Below are 22,229 nucleotides of genomic sequence, written 5' to 3' on the forward strand. Positions count from 1 at the left end.
AACATATTTTTGTATAAAAAAACAAAGTATACATTTATTTTGTATACTTTGTCTCGATCTGGATGTATTATATATTCATAATTGCTTCCTTCTTTATAATTCTTTCATAGAGTTGTTCTGCTAATTCTCGAAAATGATCTGGCATATCTTTCCCTTTAAACTTCTTTTGAAGCGTACCGTATAAACCAATATCACGTAGACGTAAAAATAACGGTAACGATTCATACCAACTATCCGCTAGTCTGTGCTCATATTCATACCCTTTTCGTAACACTTGTAACTGTTTACAAGCAAATTCTGTCTTCTCTTCTGTAGTCCACTGTGTAAATAGAACAGAGTAATAGAGAACCATTGCTAAATCATGTATAAAGTAATTATAAGCTGCATCATCAAAATCAAAGATTGTTAGCTCTTTGCCGTCATAATGAAAGTTACCTGGATGAATATCACCATGCATAAGACCGAATGTTTCTCTTTCAATTGGAAGAGCCTTTATTTCATCCATTAATACCGTAGCAATCTCTTTCACCTTCGCATCTTCTAATCCGCTAACAATTGCACTCTCATCCTCTTCCCACGTATCACGGTAGTCTGTTTTAGGATAATCCATTGTAAGGCGATGCAGTTGTCCAATCGCTTTTCCCCAAGCTTCAAAGAAAGCATCTCCCCAATAAAACGATTCTTCTCCTTTTACTTGCTCACCTTTTGCATATGTAAATAAAGATGCAAAAAAGAAAGTACCATCTTCCGCTCCGATTTCTTCTACAAGATTTTGAGATATTGAATTAAGAGGTCCCGCCACTTTCGCCCCATGCTCCGCAATATACCGTAAAAAATCTAGTTCGGCCTCTACCTCTTTTTTAGAACGATGAGAAGAATGAGTTAAGCGTAATACGTAATCTTCATTATTTTTACCCTTCGCCTTAAAAATATAATTCTCAAAATCACCAAGTGGTTTTTCTTCCACTGTTACATGAAACACCCTTGCAGCTCTTGCTAAAATTTCATTCGTAAAAACACGTTCTACTGCTATCTCCATATGTATCCCTCCTATATATCCTTTATTTTAATTCGACATGAATGTGAGAAGTACTGCTATGAAATTGAATAACGCGTGAGCAACCATAGCTGATAAAATAGAATTTGTTTTCTCATATAACCACGCAAATACTACTCCGCTTAAAAAATTCACCGGTAATGTATTATATGTTGGAATATGAACAACGGTAAATATTATTGAACTTATAAGTACGCCGCCCCATATGCCATATCTATCACGAAAAAACGTATAAAAAACACCTCGATATAAAATCTCTTCATATATTGGTGATATAACCGCCGCTCCAATTACCGCGATACAAAACGCATATACTGATTTATCATTTTGGATCGTCTCCGTTTTACTATTTTCGAAAGAAATCCCCAGTTTCTCCATTATCATTAATACTCCAACACTCACTACAATCAAAGAAATAACCGCTACAAATGTCCACAATAAATCTTTCCATGAAAGCTTCCGAATTCCAATATCTTTCCACGACAGTTTATATCTCTTTATGCAAAAAAGATAAACTAAAAATGTAAATATCACTGCCATTATAAGTCCCATTAATACTCCAGCATATAATGAGTTCCCTATTATTTTTAAAGCATAATCATAAAAAAGAGATTCAACCATTACTGGTACAATCAGAAATACAAAAACAAATAAATATAAAATTTCTTTCCATCCCCACATACATTTTAAAGTCATCTACACCATCCCCCTATATCCTATTTTCTTTAGTATAAAAGATGACGTAACGTAACTTTCAAGCTACTTTTTCAAATAATTCAAGCGTAATTTTCTCACAAAATAAAAAAAGGTTGATTCACTCAATCAACCTTTACACTATTAAAAATTCTATCCCTCAATTCTTCATCAATTCATTCTCATATATAACATTTATCTTTATTTCTCTTCACCTTTTGTCTGCATTGAATTGAAGGTCCAATTTAATTTTAATGAATCTCCTTGAAATACATTTTGCTCTTCATCGTTATCTACAAATGTGAACATTACGTAGAAAATATCATCATCACCAGGAGCAAGTCCATTTCCTTCTCGGTCTACAACACCTTTTTGCACAAGATCAGGAATACTTCCATTTTGCGTAGCTACCTTTAATTCTGACAATGTAGTAGACCATATTGGAACCTCATTTTTATCCAAATTCCACAAGAAATCAACACGGATATGATCACCAAAATCAGCATTTCTATTATCTCCTTTAGCGTCGATTACACTGTAATCTGTAAGAAGTTTCACGTCTCCTATTGCTAAGGTTCCTTTGTTAACTAATTGAAAACCGCGCTCCATTTCATCGCCCGGTTTAATATTGTCGACATTAATAACAACTTCAGGATTAACGCTCAAATCTAAAGTACCCGCTGCAAACGTGTTTTGTGATACTTCCTTATCACTAAAATACGCATATGTTCCCCCGCCAATTAAAGATAGACCAAGAGCTGCAGTTACAACACCCATACCAAGTTTTTTCTTAATACTCATTTCACACTTCCCCCTATTTTTAAAGTTCAAACTCCAAACCTTATTTCCATCCCACAAACAATACTAATTAAGCAACTACCTTGTCCCATAACGAAAGCGAACTAACTTTAAACTATTTACTTCATGTATCCAAATAGCTATTATTTTAAGAATAACCGGTAATGTTACAGTGATCATTACCGGTCCATTGTTAGTAAACCCCATTTTCTTCTGTATTCATTGTTTTATCACTTAGTTTACTCTAGAAGTGTGTCCACTTATTTTTTTGGCTCTAAACCAATAGAGCGTAAGATTTTATCTAACGTCACTGGACCCACATTTTCTTTTGGTTTTTGATTCTCTTTAGCATCTGAACCCTTTTTCAAGAAGTTCTTCTCAATAAAACGAATATCAGTTTCGTTCACAACACCGTCTTGATTCACGTCACCATCTTTAACAGCCACTTTTCCTTTTTCATATGACAGAGCTGCTATTCTAGCATCTTGAATATCCACCATTTTATCGCCGTTTACATCACCTGCAAGGTTGTCATCCATATCGGCTCTAAAGTTTTGTCCCACTAATTCTCCATCTTGCATTTTCCCTATTTTTGTAGTTAATTTACTATTTAAATGACCCGGCATTTCTACGAAAATATCATATTCTTTATCGCTTACAAGAACACTATGAATTTCAAATTGCCCATTATCATTAACCGTTCCTGTATATTTCTTTCCATCCTTGCCAACTGCGTACACTTTTGCTCCTAGTTTTGTGTAATCATTCTTACCTAAATATCCCTCTTCATTCAAGAATGCTTCTGGTCCAATATACCCTGTAACTGTTGAATGTTTCGAAACAATAGCAAAAGATTTATCTTTAAACACAGGAATTTCAATGCCTTCTGATGTACCGGCTTTTGTATAAGAGAATTTATCTGCTCCAAATGCAGTTAAATCATAAAAATATTCATCGCTCATCAGTTCGAATGTAACATCTAAAAATGGTGTATCTCCATCTAGTCCTTTAAATTCTTTTCCTTCTAACGATGCACCAACTTTCACCTTGTTTTCCCAGTTTCCTTCTTCATTTATCACCGGATCTTCTAATTTAATATTTAATCCATGTTGTTTTGCATATTCCGCAAGCGCTGGATTTGGTTTCACATCTGTAAATTTAAACAACTGTTTGCTATAAGGAATGTCGAATGCACCTGACATAAGTTGTTTCACATTATTGAGATTTAAAGTTAACGTAATTTTTTCGCCTAATTTTATTTTATCTTTGTCATAGCTTGGGACAGCGTATTCTGTCCCTTCTTTTACAAAGACGTAATCCTTAAATCCAGTTGCCATATTTCCTGCAGTTGCGAGGTCATATCCAAATAATTTTAAATTTAACGGTTCATTTATTTCTTCTGGAAGTACTCCAAATTTAAATTCACCATTGGCCTGAATTGTATTCAGCCAACCTGATGGAAAGGCCGAGTTCTGATAATATACAATTTGATTAGCTTTTTGGTCATACTGCAGGCCTTTTGCCTTTAATGCATCCACTGTAGAATCATAAATATTACCATGCACCCATAATGCCCGCTGGCCGTCTTCTTCTTTGAACATAGAATCATTTACTTCATGAATACCAGGTTGTACATCCGTAAATTTCATTTCAGGTATGACATTATCAATGATAATGCTATCGCCTTTTGTATAAGATTTCCCTTCTTTATCATATCCAACGAAGTTCAATTCGTAATCTCCATCAGGCAACACAACAGGTTTATCTCCAATTGGATGGGCAGGATCTCCTGTGAACGGAAATACATACCCTCCCATACCAGAAAACATCATATATTCAACATTCGGTGTTAGACTACTTGCATTAAGTGTGCCAACGATTCCTAATGCCTTTCCTGTTTTTCGATCCTTCACAACCGCATCAATGGTTTCAAGAGGACTATTCAATTTAAATGTCAACGGCGAACTTGGTCTTTCCATAAACGGATGGAAGTTAGATCCATCTGTTGCCATTGCATCTCTATCCAAATCTACAGACTCAATCCCTTTTTCTGTGAATTTAACTGCAAACGGTACTTGATATACTTCTTTTTCATTGTTTTTATTTGAAATATGAATATACCCCTCATATCTACCGAATTCTGCGTTTTCTGGGATGATAATTTCAGGGCTAATTTCCCCTGATGTACCAGAAGCCACTTTAATAGAATCTTGTACGTCCAGCTTCACACCATTCTTCACTGCATCCTGCACACCTACACTTGTTGTTGAAAACTCTACTTCTAATTTGAACTCTTTTCCGTCTGTTTTACTGTTGTTCTTAATTAGGACTTTTCGACTATCTTTAATTGGTCCATTTCCCAATTGATTTTTATATCCGAATGCAATTGAACCTGTTTTTTCTTCGATTTCTACTTCTTCATCATTTACAACGTTTGATGTTTTATCGATAACCTCGATAGATGCGTCTGCATGAACTGCACGATACGCATCAATTCGGCCTGATCCCACCTCAAATACAGAGCGCTCTTCTTTTAAGTCAACTGCAGTATTCATAAGCGCTTCTTTTACTTCAAACGGACTATAGTTTGGATGTTCTTGCAAAATAAGTGCTGCCACCCCTGCTGTATGAGGAGTTGCCATAGATGTACCTGACATACGTCCATACGCTACCGGATAATTTTCTCCATCCTTTGGATCGTTAATATATTCAGGAACAGTAGAGAAAATAGACACACCTGGCGCTACAATATCCGGCTTAATATCATCTGTTTTAGTTGCAGGACCACGAGAGCTAAAATCGGCTAAATGATCTCCCTCTGTTTTTATATTACTAATTTCTCCAAACGCTAAAGACACATCTCCTTGTGCAGCTTTTACTTGTAATTTCTCACCATCTACTTTCGCTAAGCGGAACGATGGAATAGATGACGTACTTTCTCCAAGATAACTTGTGATTTCACCATCAACATTGTTATATACAATTACGGCCTTTGCACCTGCTTCTTTCGCATTCTTAATCTTTTCATCAAATGTAATCTCACCGCGTTGGATGAGCGCTAATTTTCCTTTTACGTCTTTCCCCTTAAAATCATCTGATTTCCCAAGTCCTGCATATACAACCGATAAGGATTGACCTTTTAAGTCTTCAAGCTTATCAGTAAAGCTCTTTCCAAGTAGCATCATCTTATCCACATGTAAATCACCTGCATCGGCAGAAAATGTCGGGATAGACATCGCAGCGTCACTTGCTCCAACTGTAATTGGAAGTGCCGCCGCACTAGGTGATCCAATAGTACCCTCTCCAGGACCACTATTACCTGCCGCTACTACTGTAACAACACCAGCTAACATGGCATTGTTCACTGCCACAGAAGTTGGATATAAAGGATCATTAATAGACGCACCTAATGATAAATTGATAACATCCATATCGTCTTTCACTGCTTTATCAATCGCAGCAAGAATACCGCTTGTTTGACCACTTCCATATGGTCCTAATACACGATATGAATATAAATCTACATCTGGAGCGACTCCCTTAACCGCATAATCTACATTATTCTTTTTGTCTGCAGCAATTGTCCCAGCTACATGAGTACCATGGGATGTATAATATGCACTTCCCTCATAAACTTCAGGATAACCTCCAGAATTCTGCCAATCCTTATAAGTTGTCTCCATTGGATCAGCATCATTATTAACAAAGTCCCATCCTTTTATTGAGTTCGGATCTATTTTGCTTGGATCTTCACCTTGCTTTGCACGATATCCTTTATATGCATCTTTCAAATCCGGGTGGTTGTAATCAATACCTGTGTCCAGTACACCTACCTTAATTTCTTTACCTGTTATTTTTTCATCATGCAGCTTGTCCACACCAATTTGTGGTACACTATCAGCCATTTTTGGTTCGACAGCCGTTTTAGCTGTTTCTTTCGGTAAATCAATTTTGACCTCACTATCTTCCCATACGCGCTTAACAATACCAGTGCGAACTAAGTCTTCAATCATATTCGCAGGTAACGAAATTGCTACACCATTAAAAGCATTTTTATATTCTCTTGTTATTTTGGCAGATTTAAAATTCGTCCCTTTATCTTTATTCTTTTGAAGCTGTTCAAACTCTGATTTAAATTCTTTATGAGATGCTTCTACCTTTTGTTCCGCAGTTGAAAGAGCTATTTTTTTCCCTTTAGCTGCTTGTTTTAACATCTCGATTTTGCTAGGTGCTTGCTTAAACTCTACAATCACATTCACATTATCAGGACTTGCTGTATTGATGCCTGGTGAAATAACAAAACCTTGTTTTGTATCTAACGTTTTTAAGGCATTACGTTGTTCCTTTGTAAGACCTTTCAATATAGCGTTTGCATCATCAATCCCAGTTAAAGTATTTGTATTTACCTCTTCTGCTAATACGTTATATGGAATTCCTTGAGACATTAACATACCAACAGTTAGCGTTCCGATAAGTATTTTTCCGAATTTCCCCTTCTTCATAGCGCATCTCCTTATTATTAAAATTATTTTTCTAAAATAAATCCTCTGAGCTCCTATTTAGCATTGGTAATTCTATCAACCTTGAATCTATTTAAAATAATCGAGAATCTCCAACACTACTACCGCCATCCCCACACTTCTAATCTTCTTTCTATAAAAGCCCCCATAAATTGTTTCCACCTACAATGATTTACAACATGAATTATTAGTAGCGTTAAGCAATAATTCTATTTTTATTATTTCACATTTTGATTTTTCTGAATATTGAACAAAAGGAGTAATTTTTTTCTAATGATTCTATGCCCAAATAGTACAAAAGAACTACCTTGCCCTTTATTCTTTGTAATATAGAATAAAGAAACACGATAGTTCTTTTAAACATCTCTTATTTAATCCAACGGAACCAATTGATTTCGAACAGCATAAATCACCGCTTGCGATCGACTTTTTACATTTAGTTTTTTAAAAATTTTATTGATGTGAATTTTAACTGTTTTATCACTAATATATAGAGCTTCAGCAATTTCTTTATTACTAAGTCCTTTTACTAATTCAAAAAGAATTTCCTTTTCACGTTCCGTCAGTTCATTTTCATTTGATTCTAATTTCATTTTTTGCTGATGATATGTAATTAATTTTTTAGTCATACGCGGATGAATAACTGAATCGCCTCGATATAACATTCGAATTGCTGCCACTACCTGCTCCGATGATGAATCCTTCAATAAATAACCATCAGCGCCAGACTGAAGCGCATCCATTAAATACTCATCATGCTCATACATTGTAAAAACAAGTACTCGGCAATTAGGATATTTTTTTTTCACTAATCCCGTAGCTTCAATTCCATTTTTCCCCGGAAGATTAATATCCATCAAAATACAGTCTGGTCTACATTCCTCTACTTTTCCCAATACCTCGTCCCCAGAGCTCGCCTCTCCAACCACTTTCATATCAGATTCAACCTCTAGTATGCTCCGAATTGCGTCTCGTAAAAAAGCATGATCATCCACTACTAATATTTTAATCATTTTACGCACCCCTTGTTTGTGAATCTGGAATTAACAGTGTAATTTCTGTCCCTTTACCTACAGAACTATCAATCTGTAAAGTAGCCCCTAGTTGTTCAGCTTGTTCATTCATATGTAATATACCATAATGTGGCTCATGCTTCGTTTTAACCATAGACTCAAATAGTGAAAAGCCAACTCCATTATCCTTAACCTTTAAAAGCACGTGCTCACTTTGATAACTTAGCAAAACATCAATTTCTTCTGCTTGTGCATGTTTAACAATGTTTTGTAAACTCTCTTGTAATGTATCAAAAATAACTCTTTCTTTTGAAAAGCTGAGCGCACGTGAATGACCTCTTTCATGATATGTAATGTCTAATTCATATTCTTGTTTTAAGGATTTTATTTTACTTGCTATCGCCTGTTTAAGCCCTAATTGTTGTGTGGGATACGGCTTTAAAGCGTAAATAGAATAGCGAACTTCTCCTAAGCTTTCCCTTAAATCCTTTATACTTTTCTCGACTACTTGCTGCATATCAATAGGTTTATCATGGTATTTTTTCTGAGCGGACTCTAGTTGAAATATCACCCCAGCCAAAGCTTGTGCAATACCATCATGAATCTCGCGTGCAATTCGATTTCTTTCTTCTAAAATCATCCTTTTTTCTTGTTCAGAAATAAGTATTCTTGTTTTAACTATGTTAGCTAATTGATTGGAAAATGTCGCTAACAACTGCACATCTTCCGGGAAAAAACCAGCACCTCTACTTTTACCTGCAACAAACATCCCGATCAACTCATTATTTACAATAAGAGGGAAATAAACTAAAGAACGTATAACATCCTCAAACACCCCATCTCCTGGTGCTGTACCAACCTTCCAATTATTAAAAACAGTATTTTCAGTTATTTCATAGAACTCTCCTTCTCCGTCAGAATAATCAGTTATATTATTTTTCAATTTTCCATCCCTCAACTGTATATTCCATTCTCCCTCGTCTTTTGTCCATAATACATATGCTTGTATCCCCAGAAACCCTTTAAGTGATTTTTTTATGTGCTGAAGATTCCCTCCAGATAATCCACGGCTTATTTCTGTCGTAATAAGAAAAAATTCGTACAATCTTTCTTTTTCCATCCGTATTCGTGCAGAAAATGAACTAATGATAGAGATTGCCACAAGTGGGAAGAAAAAGAACAAAACAATAATTCCTTTTAGCTCTAAAGAATATTGGCTATCTAATATGTGTATAAGAACGGCATAGAATAGACAAAAACTTTCACAAAAAAAGACTGATATATTTTTTTGATTCCATCGATGTATCGAATATGTCTGAGGAAGAAGTACCATTAATAAATCATAAAAGAGATTGTTGAAAAAACAGAAAAATATACTAAACAATAGTAAAAATAACAAGTTCTCATATAAAGCTACCATATTTATTACACTGGCAAACCACACCATACATTTGTTAGAAAACCATTCTGCTAACACAAGGCTAAGAGCATGCTGTGTACTATTAAAAAGCATCCTTTCCATTGGAGAACGCCGAAGCAAATGAATAATTAAAGTAACAAATACAAGAGCGAGCGCGGTTATATGTGTCCCAAACAACAAAAGCATAGAATAAATAATCGGAAAGCTAAGTGAACTTACTCCCCTCCAAAATCGTACAGGAAAATACTCTGTGATCCCCATAAACAGTACTAACAATACTAGTATTGTTAGATGAGAAGGGATTTTAATTTCAAGTAAAGAGATAGTTATAGTAATTAAACCAAAAAAAGAAATGAAATAAAGATAAAAGCTAGCAACTTTTTCTCTCATAGAAATAGAATCTACATCTTTCAAAGCGATCCCTTCCTTCTTATATATTTTCTCTATTATCCAACAAAAAACCGGCACTGGCAAAATGGAAAAACCTCCACTAGCCAATCACCGGCTGTGTACTACACCTAAAAAGGCAAGACACAATACTAGTATAAATCGATTCTCATAAATTTCCTATTCATCAAACGATGTAATTATGCATACCGCTAGGCTTATCCTCTATAGTACAAAAGATATATATTAATATTGCTAATCTAATATACGCTTTCTTTCCATCCCCTACTTCTCACTTTCTTTATTATAAAAGATGATTTAACGCAACTTTCAAGCTACCTTTTCCAAATAACATAAGCATAATTTTTTCATAAAAAGCAAAAATTAACAGTGATAATTCAATTCTAAAAGGGTGGGCCTTATGACAGAGCAAAGCAATAACCAACAAAAAAATAAAACGAAGCATATGTTTCTATCACTTCCAGAAAATGTTAATTACATTGAAAATAAGCTCTGCCATTCTGATGATATAAAAAAATTAGATGTTCCTTTTCAAAATGGAAAAGGAACAATCTTATATATCGAATCTTTAGCAGATCCAAATTTAATTCACCAATTAGCTCTTGAACCACTATTAACTCGATCTGATTTGTCTTTAGAAAAAGCTTTTTCTACATTGAATATGAAAAAAGAAACAAATTTAAATTATGGTGTGCAACTTTTATTACAAGGTAAATCTTTATATTTCCATGAGCATGTCGAGAACTTTTGTATTTTTGAAACGGCTTTATCTTTAAAAAGAGATATAACAGAGCCTGATAATGAAGGGGTTGTACGTGGACCACATTCTGGTTTTGTTGAAGATTTAGTTACGAATTTAGCTTCCGTACGGAAACTAATTAAGAGTCCAAATTTAGTCGTTAAATATTTTATCCTTGGTGAAGAGATGCACACGAAAGTAGCAATTGTTTATATGCAAAATATAGCTAATGATGATCTCGTCACAGAAGTAAAAAGAAGATTAGAAACGATTAAGACCGATGCGCTAATGCCACCAGGTTACATACAAGAATTTATAGAAGACACTTCTTTCTCACCATTTCCGCAACAATTAAATACAGAGCGTCCCGACCGAACTGCGGCTAATTTAATGGAAGGGCGCGTTGCCATTTTATCAGATGGAGATCCAACAGCACTTATCGTTCCCGTTACATTATTTGCTTTTTATCAATCACCAGATGATTATAATAACCGTTGGATTGTCGGTTCTTTCGTGCGAATGATTCGCTTAGTAAGTTTCTTAATCGCTTTTCTCCTACCAGCTATATATATCGCAACCGTCGCCTTTCATCCTGATGTATTACCACTCGAACTCGTTTATACAATTAAAGCTTCATTAGAAAAGGTACCACTCCCTCCGATTTTTGAGGCACTCTTAATGGAATTGATTTTCGAATTGTTACGAGAAGCTGGTATTCGTCTACCGAGCCGAGTTGGACAAACAATCGGTATTGTAGGAGGCTTAGTAATTGGTGATGCTATTGTAAAAGCCGGACTCGTTTCTTACACAATGATTATCGTTGTAGCTTTAACTGCAATTGCGTCTTTTCTCGTTCCATCAAACGATATGAGTTCAGCAGTTCGGATCCTTCGTTTTCCGTTAATGATTTTAGCTGCTCTATTTGGCTATGTTGGAATTTCTTTCGGTTTAATTATTACTTTCGTTCATTTATGTCAGTTGCATTCTTTTCATACACCTTATCTTTCTCCTATCGCTCCCCTGCGAATAAAGGATATGAAAGATTCTTTTGTAAGGCTTCCCATTTGGTCATTTTGGGAGCGCCCCCATGATCCAAAGCCAAAAAAAATGCAAAGACAGCATGTAACGAGAGAGGATGAGAACGGTGACAAACACGCAAAGTAAAATTACGCTTCCCCAGTTCACCTTCTTCGTTGTTCAGTGTCAAATTGGTGTCGGTATACTGTCTCTTCCAAATCGTCTCCATCCAATTGCTAAAGGTGGCGGCTGGATTTCTGCACTCATAGCTGGTCTTGCAATTCAATTAATTATTTTACTTATGTGGCTTTTACTCAAAAGATTTCCTGACAAAAATATATACGAAATTGTTTGTACAATGTTCGGAAATAAGTTTGGGAAACTACTAGGTTTTTCTTATATTGTCTACTTTATCATCATCGGGATGACTGTTATGTTAAATGCTTGTAACGTCATTAAAGTGTGGATTTTACAAGCAACTCCTTGGTCTGCAATTCTTATTTTATTTACAATCACTTGCGTTTATTTAGCTTATAACACCTTTAAAGTTATCGTCCGATTTTACGTCATGGCCTCCATCTTAATTATCCCTATGGCCCTTTTAATTGCTCTTGGACTAACTCGCGCTGATTTCTCTTATATCTTTCCAATTGCAGAAGCCGGATGGTGGAACATTATCCAAGCATCAAAAGAAACCATTACAGCAATGTATGGCTTTGAAATTATTCTTATTGCTTATCCATATGTAAAAGGCAAACCAGCAGCAAGACTGAAAGCAATCTCTATTGCAAACGGTTTAGTAACACTATTTTATACTTTTACAGTTTGGATTTGTTTTATCGTATTTAGCCCAAAACAGATTGAACTAATACCTGAACCAGTTGCCTATTTATTACGCTCACTTCATATCGGAATTGTGGACCGGACCGACTTAATTTTCATTCCGATATGGATGATAACCGTTGTAGCTTCTATCGCCAGCTATTACTGTTCAGCTTCAATTGGGATTGGCTATATATTCAAGTTTGCTAATCATAAGAAAGCTGTCCCAATTGTTGGCCTTATCTCTTTTTTTGTTGCAATATTTATAGACACACCAGAACAACTAAAAATGCTTGCGAATTTTACAGATAAATTCACTTATATTTTCATTGTCGTCCTTCCTTTTTTATTTCTTCTCTATTCCTTATTAAGAAATAAGAAAGGAGAACAGTATGTACAAAAGAACAATTAAACTATGTACAGTGTTATGCTTTAGCATATTCCTTTCTGGTTGTTGGGATCAAGAACCCTTAAGGGAAGCGAGATTAGCTTATAGTCTCGGATATGACATTACAGAAGATAATAAATTACAACAAACAATTGAGCTCGTAAAAAGCTCGAGTGGTGAACAATCCTCATTTGAAAATGAAGTTCATTCAGCAACTGGCTATAACGTACGTGATACGAGTGATTCTTTGAAAAAAAACGTAACAGGTAATATTCGTTATTTTAAATATGGTGTACAACTATTAGGAACTAAAATTCAAAAGAAAGGAATACTTCCCTATTTAGACGTTGGATTCAGAGACCCAACAAATCCAACTGCATTAGTAAAGCTCATTTCAGTAGATGGTGAAACAGCTAAAATACTTATGAAAAAGAAGGTAGGCAATTTATTAATTGGAGACTTTTTAAAGAAAAAAGTCAACAGTTTAGAGGACATGAGCGTGTTCCCAAAAGAATCCTTAGAAACAGCCGCTACAAAAATGTTAGATCCTGGTAAAGACTTCACCCTTCCATCTATAAAGCTAAAAGGAAAAGAAGTTATAACCAATGGGATAGCGCTATTTAACAATGATAAATTAACTGGACTTTTACCTTTGAGACAATCGGTACTCTTCGTATTACTAACTGAAAAAATGGGAAAAAGCGCTCGTATAACCCAAAAACTTACAAATAGGGATTCATCTAATACATCTGATTATCTCACAATTGAAGTGAGCAATCGAAAGTTAAAACGAGACTTAAAAATAACAACAGATAAAAACGGGAATGTTTATGCTCACATTAAGCTCCAACTAAAAGTGATAGTACTTGAGGCTCCAAGAGATAATATGTATAAAATGGAAGAAAGAAAAAAGCTAAATAAAAAATTATCGAAACAGCTCACAAAAGAAGCAAAACAAATAACGAAAAAGCTACAAAAAGCAAATTGTGATGCTTTCGGTATTGGTAGAAATCTTATCGCTTATCATCCAGAGTTATGGAAGAAAAAAAATTGGAATAAAGATTATGCGAAAGTAAAATTTAAGCCGGAAGTAGAAGTAAAGATTTTATATAGTGGCGTCTTAAAATAAAAAGGTTGTATGCCAAGCGGGCATACAACCTTTTTATTTCGTATATCGATATACAATTGACTCATACGGTCTTAAGTTAAGATTAGTAATATCCTTACTTGAATCTTTGTAATTTGATAATAATACTTCTTGTTTCATTCCCTCCAATTGAAGACTTCCTGGTGCCGAATACGCTATTTCCTCTCCGTAGAAGTTATTGATAACAAGTAATACTTCATTATTTACAGTACGTGTATACGCCCAAATCTTAGGATGATTTTCATCTAAAACATCATATTTTCCTTCTGTAATTACATCGTATTTTTTTCTAAGTTCAATTAACTTTCTATAATGATAAAATACAGACTCTTTATCTTCCAATGCCTTCTCCACGTTTATTTCTTTAAAGTTTTCAGCCACTGAAATCCAAGGTGTACTTGTTGTAAAACCACTATTCACCTCTTCATTCCACTGCATCGGAGTACGTGAATTATCACGAGATTTTTGTTTTAAAATCTCTATAATCTCTTCTTTTGATAAGCCTTCTTCTTGTTTTATATCATGTATATTTAACGATTCTACATCACGATATTGCTCGATAGAATGGAAGTTAGGATTCGTCATACCGATTTCTTCCCCTTGATAAATGTAAGGTGTTCCTTGCAACATATGCATAGCTGTCGCTAACATTTTAGCAGATTCATTTCGGTACTTACCATCATCACCAAAGCGTGACACAATGCGGGGCTGGTCATGATTACACCAAAATAACGCATTCCATCCCTCGCCCTTTTGCATTTCAATTTGCCAATTAGACATAATTTCTTTTAATTTAATAAAATCAAAATCAGCTTTCGTCCACTTATCACCATTGGGATAATCCACTTTTAAATGATGGAAACTAAACGTCATACTTAGTTCATTACGCTCTGGGTTTGAATATTTAATACAATTATCAATTGTCGTAGATGACATTTCTCCAACTGTAATTACATCTTTCCCTTCAAAAACATTTCGGTTCATCTCTTGTAAATATTCATGGACGCGTGGACCATCCGTATAATATTTACGCCCATCACTTGTAGCCAGGGTGCCTTCATCACTTAAAAATCTTTGATCTTTTGAAATTAAATTAATAACATCAAGGCGGAATCCTTTTACACCTTTCTCCAACCAAAAGCGCATCATATCGTACACTTCTTCACGAAGGTTTTCGTTTTCCCAGTTTAAATCAGCTTGTGTCTCATCAAATAGATGTAAAAAATATTGCTTAGTTTTTTCATCGTACTTCCAAGCTGATCCACCAAACTTAGACTGCCAGTTATTTTTTTCATCACGCCAAATATAATACTCACGATACGGACTATTTTTGTCTTTGCTCGCCTCTTTAAACCACTTATGCTCCGTCGAACTATGGTTTACAACAATATCGAGCATAATCTCAATATCACGTGCTTTCGCTTCTTCTAAAAGCTCTTCAAACTCTTCCATCGTTCCGTAAGATGGATCAATACTGTAATAATCACTTACATCGTATCCATTATCGTTTTGTGGTGATTCGTATATCGGTGTTAACCAAATATAATCCACTCCGAGTTCCTTTAAATAATCTAGTTTCTCTGTAACTCCTTTTATATCACCGGTTTCTTTATTGTAGTAACTATTAAAGCTCTTCGGATAAATTTGATAGACTACACTTTTATGCCAATCCTTCATGTTTAACTTCCTCCTACTTCTGTTTTACTCGTTTTGCAAATAACCATGTTAACGTAAATGGAATTACAACCGCGATAATCATCCCGACAATAAATATTGGAATCGATTTCGGAATGATAGAAATAAATGCTGGTAATCCGCCAATCCCGATAGCAGGTGCTAATACACCATTTAAAGTAATGAATATCGCCGCAATAGCAGATCCAATGATCGCTGCATAGAACGGGAATTTATTTCGTAAGTTTACACCGAACATCGCTGGCTCCGTAATACCGAAGTACGCTGAAATTGCTGATGTTGATGCCATACTTTTATCATTTTGACTTTTAGAAATCCAGAACATCGCTAGTGCCGCACTACCTTGTGCAATGTTAGAAAGAGCAATCATTGGCCAAATAAATGTACCGCCGTGCTGCGCGATTAATTGTAAGTCGATTGCAATAAACATATGATGCATTCCTGTAATTACAAGCGGTGCATATAATGCTCCAAATAATATTGCCCCAAGTGCTGGTACCGTTTCATATACTCCTACTAATCCGGCTGTTAATAAATCTCCAATATGACGTGTAACTGGACCGATAATCCCTAATGCTAATACACCCGTTACAACGATTGTTGTAATTGGCACAACTAATAATTGAATTGCGTTTGGCACATGTTTCTTTAAAAAGATTTCCACTTTACTTAATACGAATGCCGCTACTAAAACCGGTAGGATTTGACCTTGATATCCTACCTTTTCAATTTGGAATAACCCTAAAATATCGAAGTACTCAATCTTTTGTCCCTCTAAACCAGTCGCTGCTTTTCCATAATCCCACGCGTTTAATAAGGCCGGATGCACAAGCATTAATCCCATAACAATACCTAGTATTGGACTACCACCAAAACGTTTCGTCGCTGACCAACCAACAAGTGCCGGTAAGAATACGAATGCTGTATTGGCCATCATATTAATTAAGTCCCAAAGCCCGCCTAAGTTCGGATAAACATCTAATAAATTTTTACCATCAAAAAATAAGTCCTTTGCCCCTAATAAATTGTTAATCCCCATCAGTAAACCAGCTGTTACAATCGCTGGTAATATCGGCATAAATACATCTGAAAATACTTTTACAAACTTTTGAACTGGATTTAATTTTTTATCTCCTGAACCTTTTACGTCAGCTACCGTCGATTCTTCCATACCTGCAAGCGTTATCAATTCAGCGTATACTCGATCGACATCACCTGGACCAATTACAATTTGAAATACCCCAGCGTTATGAAACGCTCCCTTTACTAATGAAACAGACTGTAATTTATCATTATCTATTTTATTTTCATCTTTTAAAGCGATACGTAGCCTCGTTACACAGTGCGCAGCTTGTTCAATATTGTCTTTCCCACCAATATACTGCAACACTTCTTCTGCTGTTTTACGATAGTCTTTCCCCATATTCCCGTCCCTCTTTTCTTTTTTTGATACCGTTTACACTTACATATTAACTCGTATATACAAGTTAGTCAACACTCGTATATATAAGTTGACGATTTTTTTTTATAAATAAAGAGATGGAACGATTATTTCGCTCCATCTCTTTATTTTCTTCGCGCCACATCCGAAAAGTGAAAAATATCTAAACGGTGACGTGATTCCGTATATTCGAACTGACTCCCATCGTATAAATGAGTAAAGTTTTTTACAACGACAACATAGTCTGTTCCATTTAAATCTAAATACTTTCGGTCATCATCTGTACATGGTTGTACTTCAATTACCCGCTGTGAATAGCTAATATGTAGCCCTAATTCTTTCTCAATGTATTTATAAATCGATGCAGTTGCAATTTCTCTCGTTAATCCTGGAATATACTCCGATACAAAATGGTTTATATCTAAAATTACTTTTTCTCCATCAATATTTCGTACACGTTTAATATGATCTATTTCCGTTTTTTCTTTCACGTTTAATAACTTTGCTACATCTTTCGTAGCTATCATTTTCTCTATTTCCACGACTTCCGTAATACAGTAACGTCCTAAACGTTCATTTTCTTCTTGAAAACTTACAATACCACCAAAGTTAAATTCAATGTTTTTGCGCTTTAATACAAAAACACCTTTTCCGTGTATTTTTTGAACATATCCACGCTCTTGCAATAAATCTACGGCTTTTCTTACAGTACCCCGGCTTGCCTCGTACTGCTTCATTAATTCCGTTTCTGATGGAATTTTGCATCCTTCTTTTAATTGTTTATTATCAATAGACTTGCTGATTTCTGTATAAATTTGTTCATACTTACTCATCATCTACAATAGCCCCTTGTCACCTTCTAGTTCTATATGTATTATACCACGCTATACTCTTCTGCCAATCTCTCACTTATTTTCCAGTACAAGAAAACTATAGGTAAATATTTAGTCTCTAAAACGTATTTTTATAAATTTTTTTATATTTCTCTTTTCATTCAAAAAAACATGTAGTATACTAACTTCAAAATCAGAGGAGAAAGGGAGCAAAAAACTATGCTTACTTATACAACTGTAGTTACATTTGCACAAAAACATCATCATCATACTTAACCCTTGAAACCTAGCGGAAAAATTACGCGTAGGTACAAGGGTTATTCCCATTGTACCTACGCTTTGGCAAAGAGCCATGTAGGTATTTTTTATCTACATGGCTCTTTTTTTATTGCAAAAAATGCTAGTAAAAAATGATGTTTAAGCAAAACTTACTACAAAGGAGTTAACAAAAATGGAAACGAAAAAATGGGGATTATGGATTTTAACAGCTTTTGTTATCGGGAATATGGTTGGCGGTGGCGTATTTATGCTCCCAGCAAATTTAGCACACGTATCAGGTCCAATGGGATCTACACTTGCATGGAGTATTACAGGACTTGGTGTATTTATGATTGCACTCGTATTTGGAAATTTAGCAATTCGTAAACCAGAATTAAAAGCAGGACCACAAAGTTACGCCCAAGCAATGTTTACCTCCCAAAAGGCAGGTAAAGTTGCAGGATATAGTATGGCTTGGGGGTACTGGGCTGCTAACTGGGCTGCTACAGCATCTGTAATTATTTCCTTTGCAGGATATTTATCAACATTCTTCCCAGTTTTACAAAGTAAGCAAATTCTCTTTTCAGCAAACGGATTTTCATTAGAACTTGGAAAAGCTTTAACCTTCATAGTATGTAGTATGATGCTATGGGGAATTCAATATATTCTTTCTCAAAATATTGATAGAGCAGGAAATATGAACCTTCTTGCAACAATCGCAAAAATCATCGGATTTACAATGTTTATTGTAATCACATTATTCATTTTCAATGCCTCTAATTTCGGGGACGGTCAAACATTTATGAATGAAGCTGGACAACCTATTTCGTTGGGTGGACAAATAAATTCAGCTGCTATTGCAACACTTTGGGCGTTTATCGGTATTGAGTCAGCAGTTATGCTCTCTAACCGCGCAAAATCTCAGCACGATGTTAAGAAAGCTACGATTTTCGGATTAATCATCGCTCTTCTTATTTACATGGCAATTACTCTATTAACAATGGGTGCTCTTCCACAAGACGTTTTAAAAGAGTCTCAAAAGCCATTAGTAGATGCATTAAATTTAGCAATTGGTACTAAGGGTGCTTATATAATGGCCTTACTTGCACTCGTATCTTTATTCGGCTCTACTGTAGGATGGATCGTTGTTAGCTCAGAAGTACCTTACCAAGCAGCAAAAAATGGGATTTTCCCTAAGTTTTTCGGAAAAACAAATAAAAAAGGAAGTCCTTCAAAATCATTATTTATTACAAATGTGATGACACAAATTTTCTTATTTTCAACGATTTCTGGTACTGTTTCCGAAGCATATAATTTCGCTATTGTTGTAGCGACATTAGCATATTTAATCCCGTACCTTGTTTCTACCTTGTACCAGTTAAAATTAGTTATTACGGGAGAAACGTATGATATAATGCCTGGATCTCGAATAAAAGATGGGATCATTACTGCACTAGCGTTTTTATATTCCATTTGGGTTATTAAAACAGGAACTGCTGATTTAAAAACGTTCTTCTTAGGAATTGGGTTGTTTGTATTAGGCCTTATTCTTTATCCAATTTTAATGAAAGATTCACAAAAAAAATAATAAAAAAGAGAAGCTTTCCGCTTCTCTTTTTTTTATTAAAAGTCAGTTAATAACTCTTCTTTTAGTTCACCTACATCTAACGGTTTCGCATAATAAAAACCTTGTACAAAGTCGCAACCCATTGATTTTAATAAACTTTCTTGTTCTACCGTTTCTACCCCTTCAGCAACCACTAATAAATTTAAACTATGGGCAATTTCAATAACCGATTTTACAATCGTTCGCTCTGGCTGTGCGTGATCATAATGAAACTCACGAATAAAATTACGATCAATTTTCACAATATCCAGTGGTAGTTTTTTCAAATAATATAATGAGGAATACCCTGTTCCGAAATCGTCTAAAGCGATTAAAATCCCCATACTTCTTAATTCTTGTAATGTAGCAATAATATAATCAAAATGACGTACAGCTATACTTTCTGTTATTTCTAATATTAAACGATTTGGCGGAAACCCTGTTCGCTTCAATATACTACGAACAGATAAAATAAATCGTTTTTGCATCAATTGTTGTATTGATAAATTAACAGATAACTTCAGTCCCTCTTGATAATCTGGCAAAGTTTTAAACAATCGACATGACTTTTCTAGTACCCAGTCTCCTAGTTTTATAATAAGTCCACACTCTTCAGCTACAGGTATAAATTCACTTGGTGAAATAGGACCTTCTTCTGTATTACAGCGTACTAAAGCCTCAATACCAGTACATTTCTTTGTTTTTAAATCAATAATGGGCTGTAATGCCACTTTTAATTCTTCGTCATGAATTGCTTTTTGCAAAGCAAACTCTATTTTCATTCTACGATTTATTTTCGCACGTAATTCATCTGTAAAGAAGCACGCCCCATTTCTTCCTTGCTCTTTCGCACTATACATGGCTAAATCTGAATTTTTCAATAACGTTTCGACGTCTTTTCCATCTTGCGGATAAGAACAAAGCCCTAGACTGGCTGAAATGTATACTTCATGACCTTCAAGCATAAATGGTGCTTGAAAGCATGACAACACAGATGTCGCTAACTGCCTCATCCCATCTTGTGTATGTTTATTTGTTAATAGTACAAATTCATCTCCACCAAGCCTAGCCAGAACATCTTTATCTCCTAGTACGTAATGCAATCGTGAAGCGACTTCACTTAAAAGTAAATCTCCTATCATATGACCTAACGTATCATTCACTAATTTAAACCGATCTAAATCAAAGTAAATCATACCAAACTCTAGTTTCTCTGCAATCATCTTATTTACAGTCGTAATTAACTGTAAACGGTTTGGTAAACTTGTTAACGCATCGTGATAAGCAAGTTCCCTATAACGACTTTCGCTTAATCGTAATCTTTGCTCTGCTTCTTTCCTACTACTTATATCATTTCGAATTGCAATAAATTGATAGGGTTCTCCCTTTTCATTTAAAAATGGAACAATTGTTGTTTTAACCCAATAATACGTACCATCTTTTGCTTGATTTCGAATTTCCCCCGTCCAGACTTTTCCACTCAAAATACGCTTCCATAGGATTTGAAAAAATGCTTTCGGATGATATCCGGAATTTAAAATACGGTGATCTTTTCCTATTAACTCTTCTCTTTTATATTTTGAGATTTCACAAAATTTATCATTCACATATGTAATAAGACCATTTCGGTCTGTAATAGCAACAATTGAAGACTCATCTAATGCTAATTTTAAATCTTGCAATGAAGAGTCATATAATGCATGACCTCTTTGTTCTAGCATGCGCACCTCTCCTTGCTTCCTATCTGACTAAAACACAATTCGTTTCTCTTCATAGAAATAGAGATATTTCATTTTCTAACAATATGCCTTCACATAAAGTGAAACTTTAATCAGTGGGGTTTTGTCCATCCCCCACTGATTATTAGCCTTCACCAATCGGGCTTTTACGGGCAGTTATCTCCCACCTAACTTCCTCGCATTCACCGAATTTTGAGGTGGGAATCTTACTGCCCACAAATAGCGGGATAAATCACAAATTTTTTCTAAATAGGCCGATTAAAATAACATAATATTATTTATAAAAAAAAGCAATATAGTGCTGTTTTAATTATAGTAGAAGCTTCTCATCTCTCTGCTTATTTAAGCTTATTATACAGTATCCCCTTACATTTTTTGACTTTTTTAAGTGACAATTTCATCACTATTAGCCTCTGCTCCCTACTAACATTGCCTCACACCTAATCTCTTTTATTTCATGAAATGTTAAGATGTAAATCTAACTGCCGATACATAATGAAATAGAGATTAAAATACAAAATGCAACGATTCACGAATAATAATATAAAGTGAAACTTTAATCAGTGGGAGTTTTGTTCATCCCCCACTGATTATTATCCTTCACCAATCAGGATTTTACGGGTAGCAGGGCTTCC

14 protein-coding genes are annotated in these 22,229 nt (G+C 35.0%); 4 read left to right on the forward strand and 10 right to left on the reverse strand.

From position 1 onward, the window contains the following. Window positions 1–67 precede the first annotated feature (67 nt). From ACE38F_RS24690 to ACE38F_RS24715, 6 genes are all read right to left on the reverse strand, one after another. On the reverse strand, window positions 68–1,039 hold the full coding sequence (locus ACE38F_RS24690) for a phosphotransferase enzyme family protein (protein WP_375370800.1): 972 nt from the start codon (window positions 1,037–1,039) through the stop codon (window positions 68–70). A 27-nt stretch (window positions 1,040–1,066) separates the two neighbouring features. After that, window positions 1,067–1,753, reverse strand: a complete 687-nt coding sequence (locus ACE38F_RS24695) for a CPBP family intramembrane glutamic endopeptidase (RefSeq protein ID WP_375370799.1) — start codon at window positions 1,751–1,753, stop codon at window positions 1,067–1,069. A 198-nt stretch (window positions 1,754–1,951) separates the two neighbouring features. Next, window positions 1,952–2,551: a TasA family protein gene (locus ACE38F_RS24700; protein WP_375370798.1), complete on the reverse strand. Its 600-nt coding sequence runs from the start codon at window positions 2,549–2,551 to the stop codon at window positions 1,952–1,954. A 257-nt stretch (window positions 2,552–2,808) separates the two neighbouring features. Continuing rightward, entirely contained in the window at window positions 2,809–7,050 is a 4,242-nt protein-coding gene (locus tag ACE38F_RS24705; protein WP_375370797.1) for a S8 family serine peptidase, read from the reverse strand. Window positions 7,051–7,439: 389 nt separating this feature from the next. After that, window positions 7,440–8,081, reverse strand: coding sequence for a response regulator (locus ACE38F_RS24710; protein WP_242399597.1), 642 nt, complete (start codon window positions 8,079–8,081; stop codon window positions 7,440–7,442). Between the two features lies 1 nt (window position 8,082). Continuing rightward, on the reverse strand, window positions 8,083–9,915 hold the full coding sequence (locus ACE38F_RS24715; protein WP_375370796.1) for a GAF domain-containing sensor histidine kinase: 1,833 nt from the start codon (window positions 9,913–9,915) through the stop codon (window positions 8,083–8,085). Between the two features lie 394 nt (window positions 9,916–10,309). Here ACE38F_RS24715 and gerKA point away from each other — a divergent pair, with 394 nt between their 5' ends. The 3 genes from gerKA to ACE38F_RS24730 are packed head-to-tail and all read left to right on the forward strand — an operon-like array spanning window position 10,310 to window position 14,004. Then, window positions 10,310–11,812 (forward strand): spore germination protein GerKA, encoded by a 1,503-nt coding sequence (gene gerKA / locus ACE38F_RS24720; RefSeq protein ID WP_375370795.1) that lies wholly within the window; start codon window positions 10,310–10,312, stop codon window positions 11,810–11,812. Then, complete coding sequence (locus tag ACE38F_RS24725) at window positions 11,793–12,899, forward strand: GerAB/ArcD/ProY family transporter (RefSeq protein WP_215555224.1); 1,107 nt, start codon at window positions 11,793–11,795, stop codon at window positions 12,897–12,899. Before gerKA ends, ACE38F_RS24725 begins: the two co-directional genes overlap by 20 nt. Then, a complete protein-coding gene (locus ACE38F_RS24730; protein WP_375370794.1) occupies window positions 12,880–14,004 on the forward strand; it encodes a Ger(x)C family spore germination protein in 1,125 nt (374 codons plus the stop codon). Before ACE38F_RS24725 ends, ACE38F_RS24730 begins: the two co-directional genes overlap by 20 nt. A 33-nt stretch (window positions 14,005–14,037) precedes the next feature. Here the strand turns inward: ACE38F_RS24730 and treC are convergent, their stop codons facing one another. From treC to treR, 3 genes are all read right to left on the reverse strand, one after another. Beyond that, the gene (gene treC, locus ACE38F_RS24735) at window positions 14,038–15,699 is read right to left on the reverse strand and encodes an alpha,alpha-phosphotrehalase (RefSeq protein ID WP_375370793.1); all 1,662 of its coding nucleotides are present in this window, start codon (window positions 15,697–15,699) and stop codon (window positions 14,038–14,040) included. A gap of 13 nt (window positions 15,700–15,712) precedes the next feature. Beyond that, window positions 15,713–17,140, reverse strand: a complete 1,428-nt coding sequence (gene treP / locus ACE38F_RS24740; protein WP_341307702.1) for a PTS system trehalose-specific EIIBC component — start codon at window positions 17,138–17,140, stop codon at window positions 15,713–15,715. A gap of 143 nt (window positions 17,141–17,283) precedes the next feature. Then, on the reverse strand, window positions 17,284–17,994 hold the full coding sequence (treR, locus tag ACE38F_RS24745; RefSeq protein WP_215555220.1) for a trehalose operon repressor: 711 nt from the start codon (window positions 17,992–17,994) through the stop codon (window positions 17,284–17,286). Between the two features lie 448 nt (window positions 17,995–18,442). On the opposite strand from treR, the gene ACE38F_RS24750 reads away from it, so the two are divergent. Then, window positions 18,443–19,837, forward strand: coding sequence for an amino acid permease (locus tag ACE38F_RS24750; protein ID WP_375370792.1), 1,395 nt, complete (start codon window positions 18,443–18,445; stop codon window positions 19,835–19,837). A gap of 35 nt (window positions 19,838–19,872) precedes the next feature. Here the strand turns inward: ACE38F_RS24750 and ACE38F_RS24755 are convergent, their stop codons facing one another. Beyond that, window positions 19,873–21,576, reverse strand: a complete 1,704-nt coding sequence (locus tag ACE38F_RS24755) for a putative bifunctional diguanylate cyclase/phosphodiesterase (protein WP_375370791.1) — start codon at window positions 21,574–21,576, stop codon at window positions 19,873–19,875. Between the last annotated feature and the right edge of the window lie 653 nt (window positions 21,577–22,229).

Origin of the sequence: Bacillus altaicus, from assembly GCF_042136375.2 — a bacterium.
Classification (GTDB): Bacteria; Bacillota; Bacilli; order Bacillales; family Bacillaceae_G; genus Bacillus_A; species Bacillus_A cereus_U.

Bases quoted from the DNA above. Each gene is read 5' to 3' on its own strand.
- ACE38F_RS24705 (WP_375370797.1), bottom strand. From the start codon at position 7,050: ATGAAGAAGGGGAAATTCGGAAAAATACTTATCGGAACGCTAACTGTT.
- treP (WP_341307702.1), bottom strand. From the start codon at position 17,140: ATGGGGAAAGACTATCGTAAAACAGCAGAAGAAGTGTTGCAGTATATT.
- gerKA (WP_375370795.1), top strand. From the start codon at position 10,310: ATGACAGAGCAAAGCAATAACCAACAAAAAAATAAAACGAAGCATATG.
- treR (WP_215555220.1), bottom strand. From the start codon at position 17,994: ATGATGAGTAAGTATGAACAAATTTATACAGAAATCAGCAAGTCTATT.
- ACE38F_RS24710 (WP_242399597.1), bottom strand. From the start codon at position 8,081: ATGATTAAAATATTAGTAGTGGATGATCATGCTTTTTTACGAGACGCA.
- ACE38F_RS24730 (WP_375370794.1), top strand. From the start codon at position 12,880: ATGTACAAAAGAACAATTAAACTATGTACAGTGTTATGCTTTAGCATA.
- ACE38F_RS24700 (WP_375370798.1), bottom strand. From the start codon at position 2,551: ATGAGTATTAAGAAAAAACTTGGTATGGGTGTTGTAACTGCAGCTCTT.
- ACE38F_RS24690 (WP_375370800.1), bottom strand. From the start codon at position 1,039: ATGGAGATAGCAGTAGAACGTGTTTTTACGAATGAAATTTTAGCAAGA.
- treC (WP_375370793.1), bottom strand. From the start codon at position 15,699: ATGAAGGATTGGCATAAAAGTGTAGTCTATCAAATTTATCCGAAGAGC.
- ACE38F_RS24755 (WP_375370791.1), bottom strand. From the start codon at position 21,576: ATGCTAGAACAAAGAGGTCATGCATTATATGACTCTTCATTGCAAGAT.
- ACE38F_RS24750 (WP_375370792.1), top strand. From the start codon at position 18,443: ATGGAAACGAAAAAATGGGGATTATGGATTTTAACAGCTTTTGTTATC.
- ACE38F_RS24695 (WP_375370799.1), bottom strand. From the start codon at position 1,753: ATGACTTTAAAATGTATGTGGGGATGGAAAGAAATTTTATATTTATTT.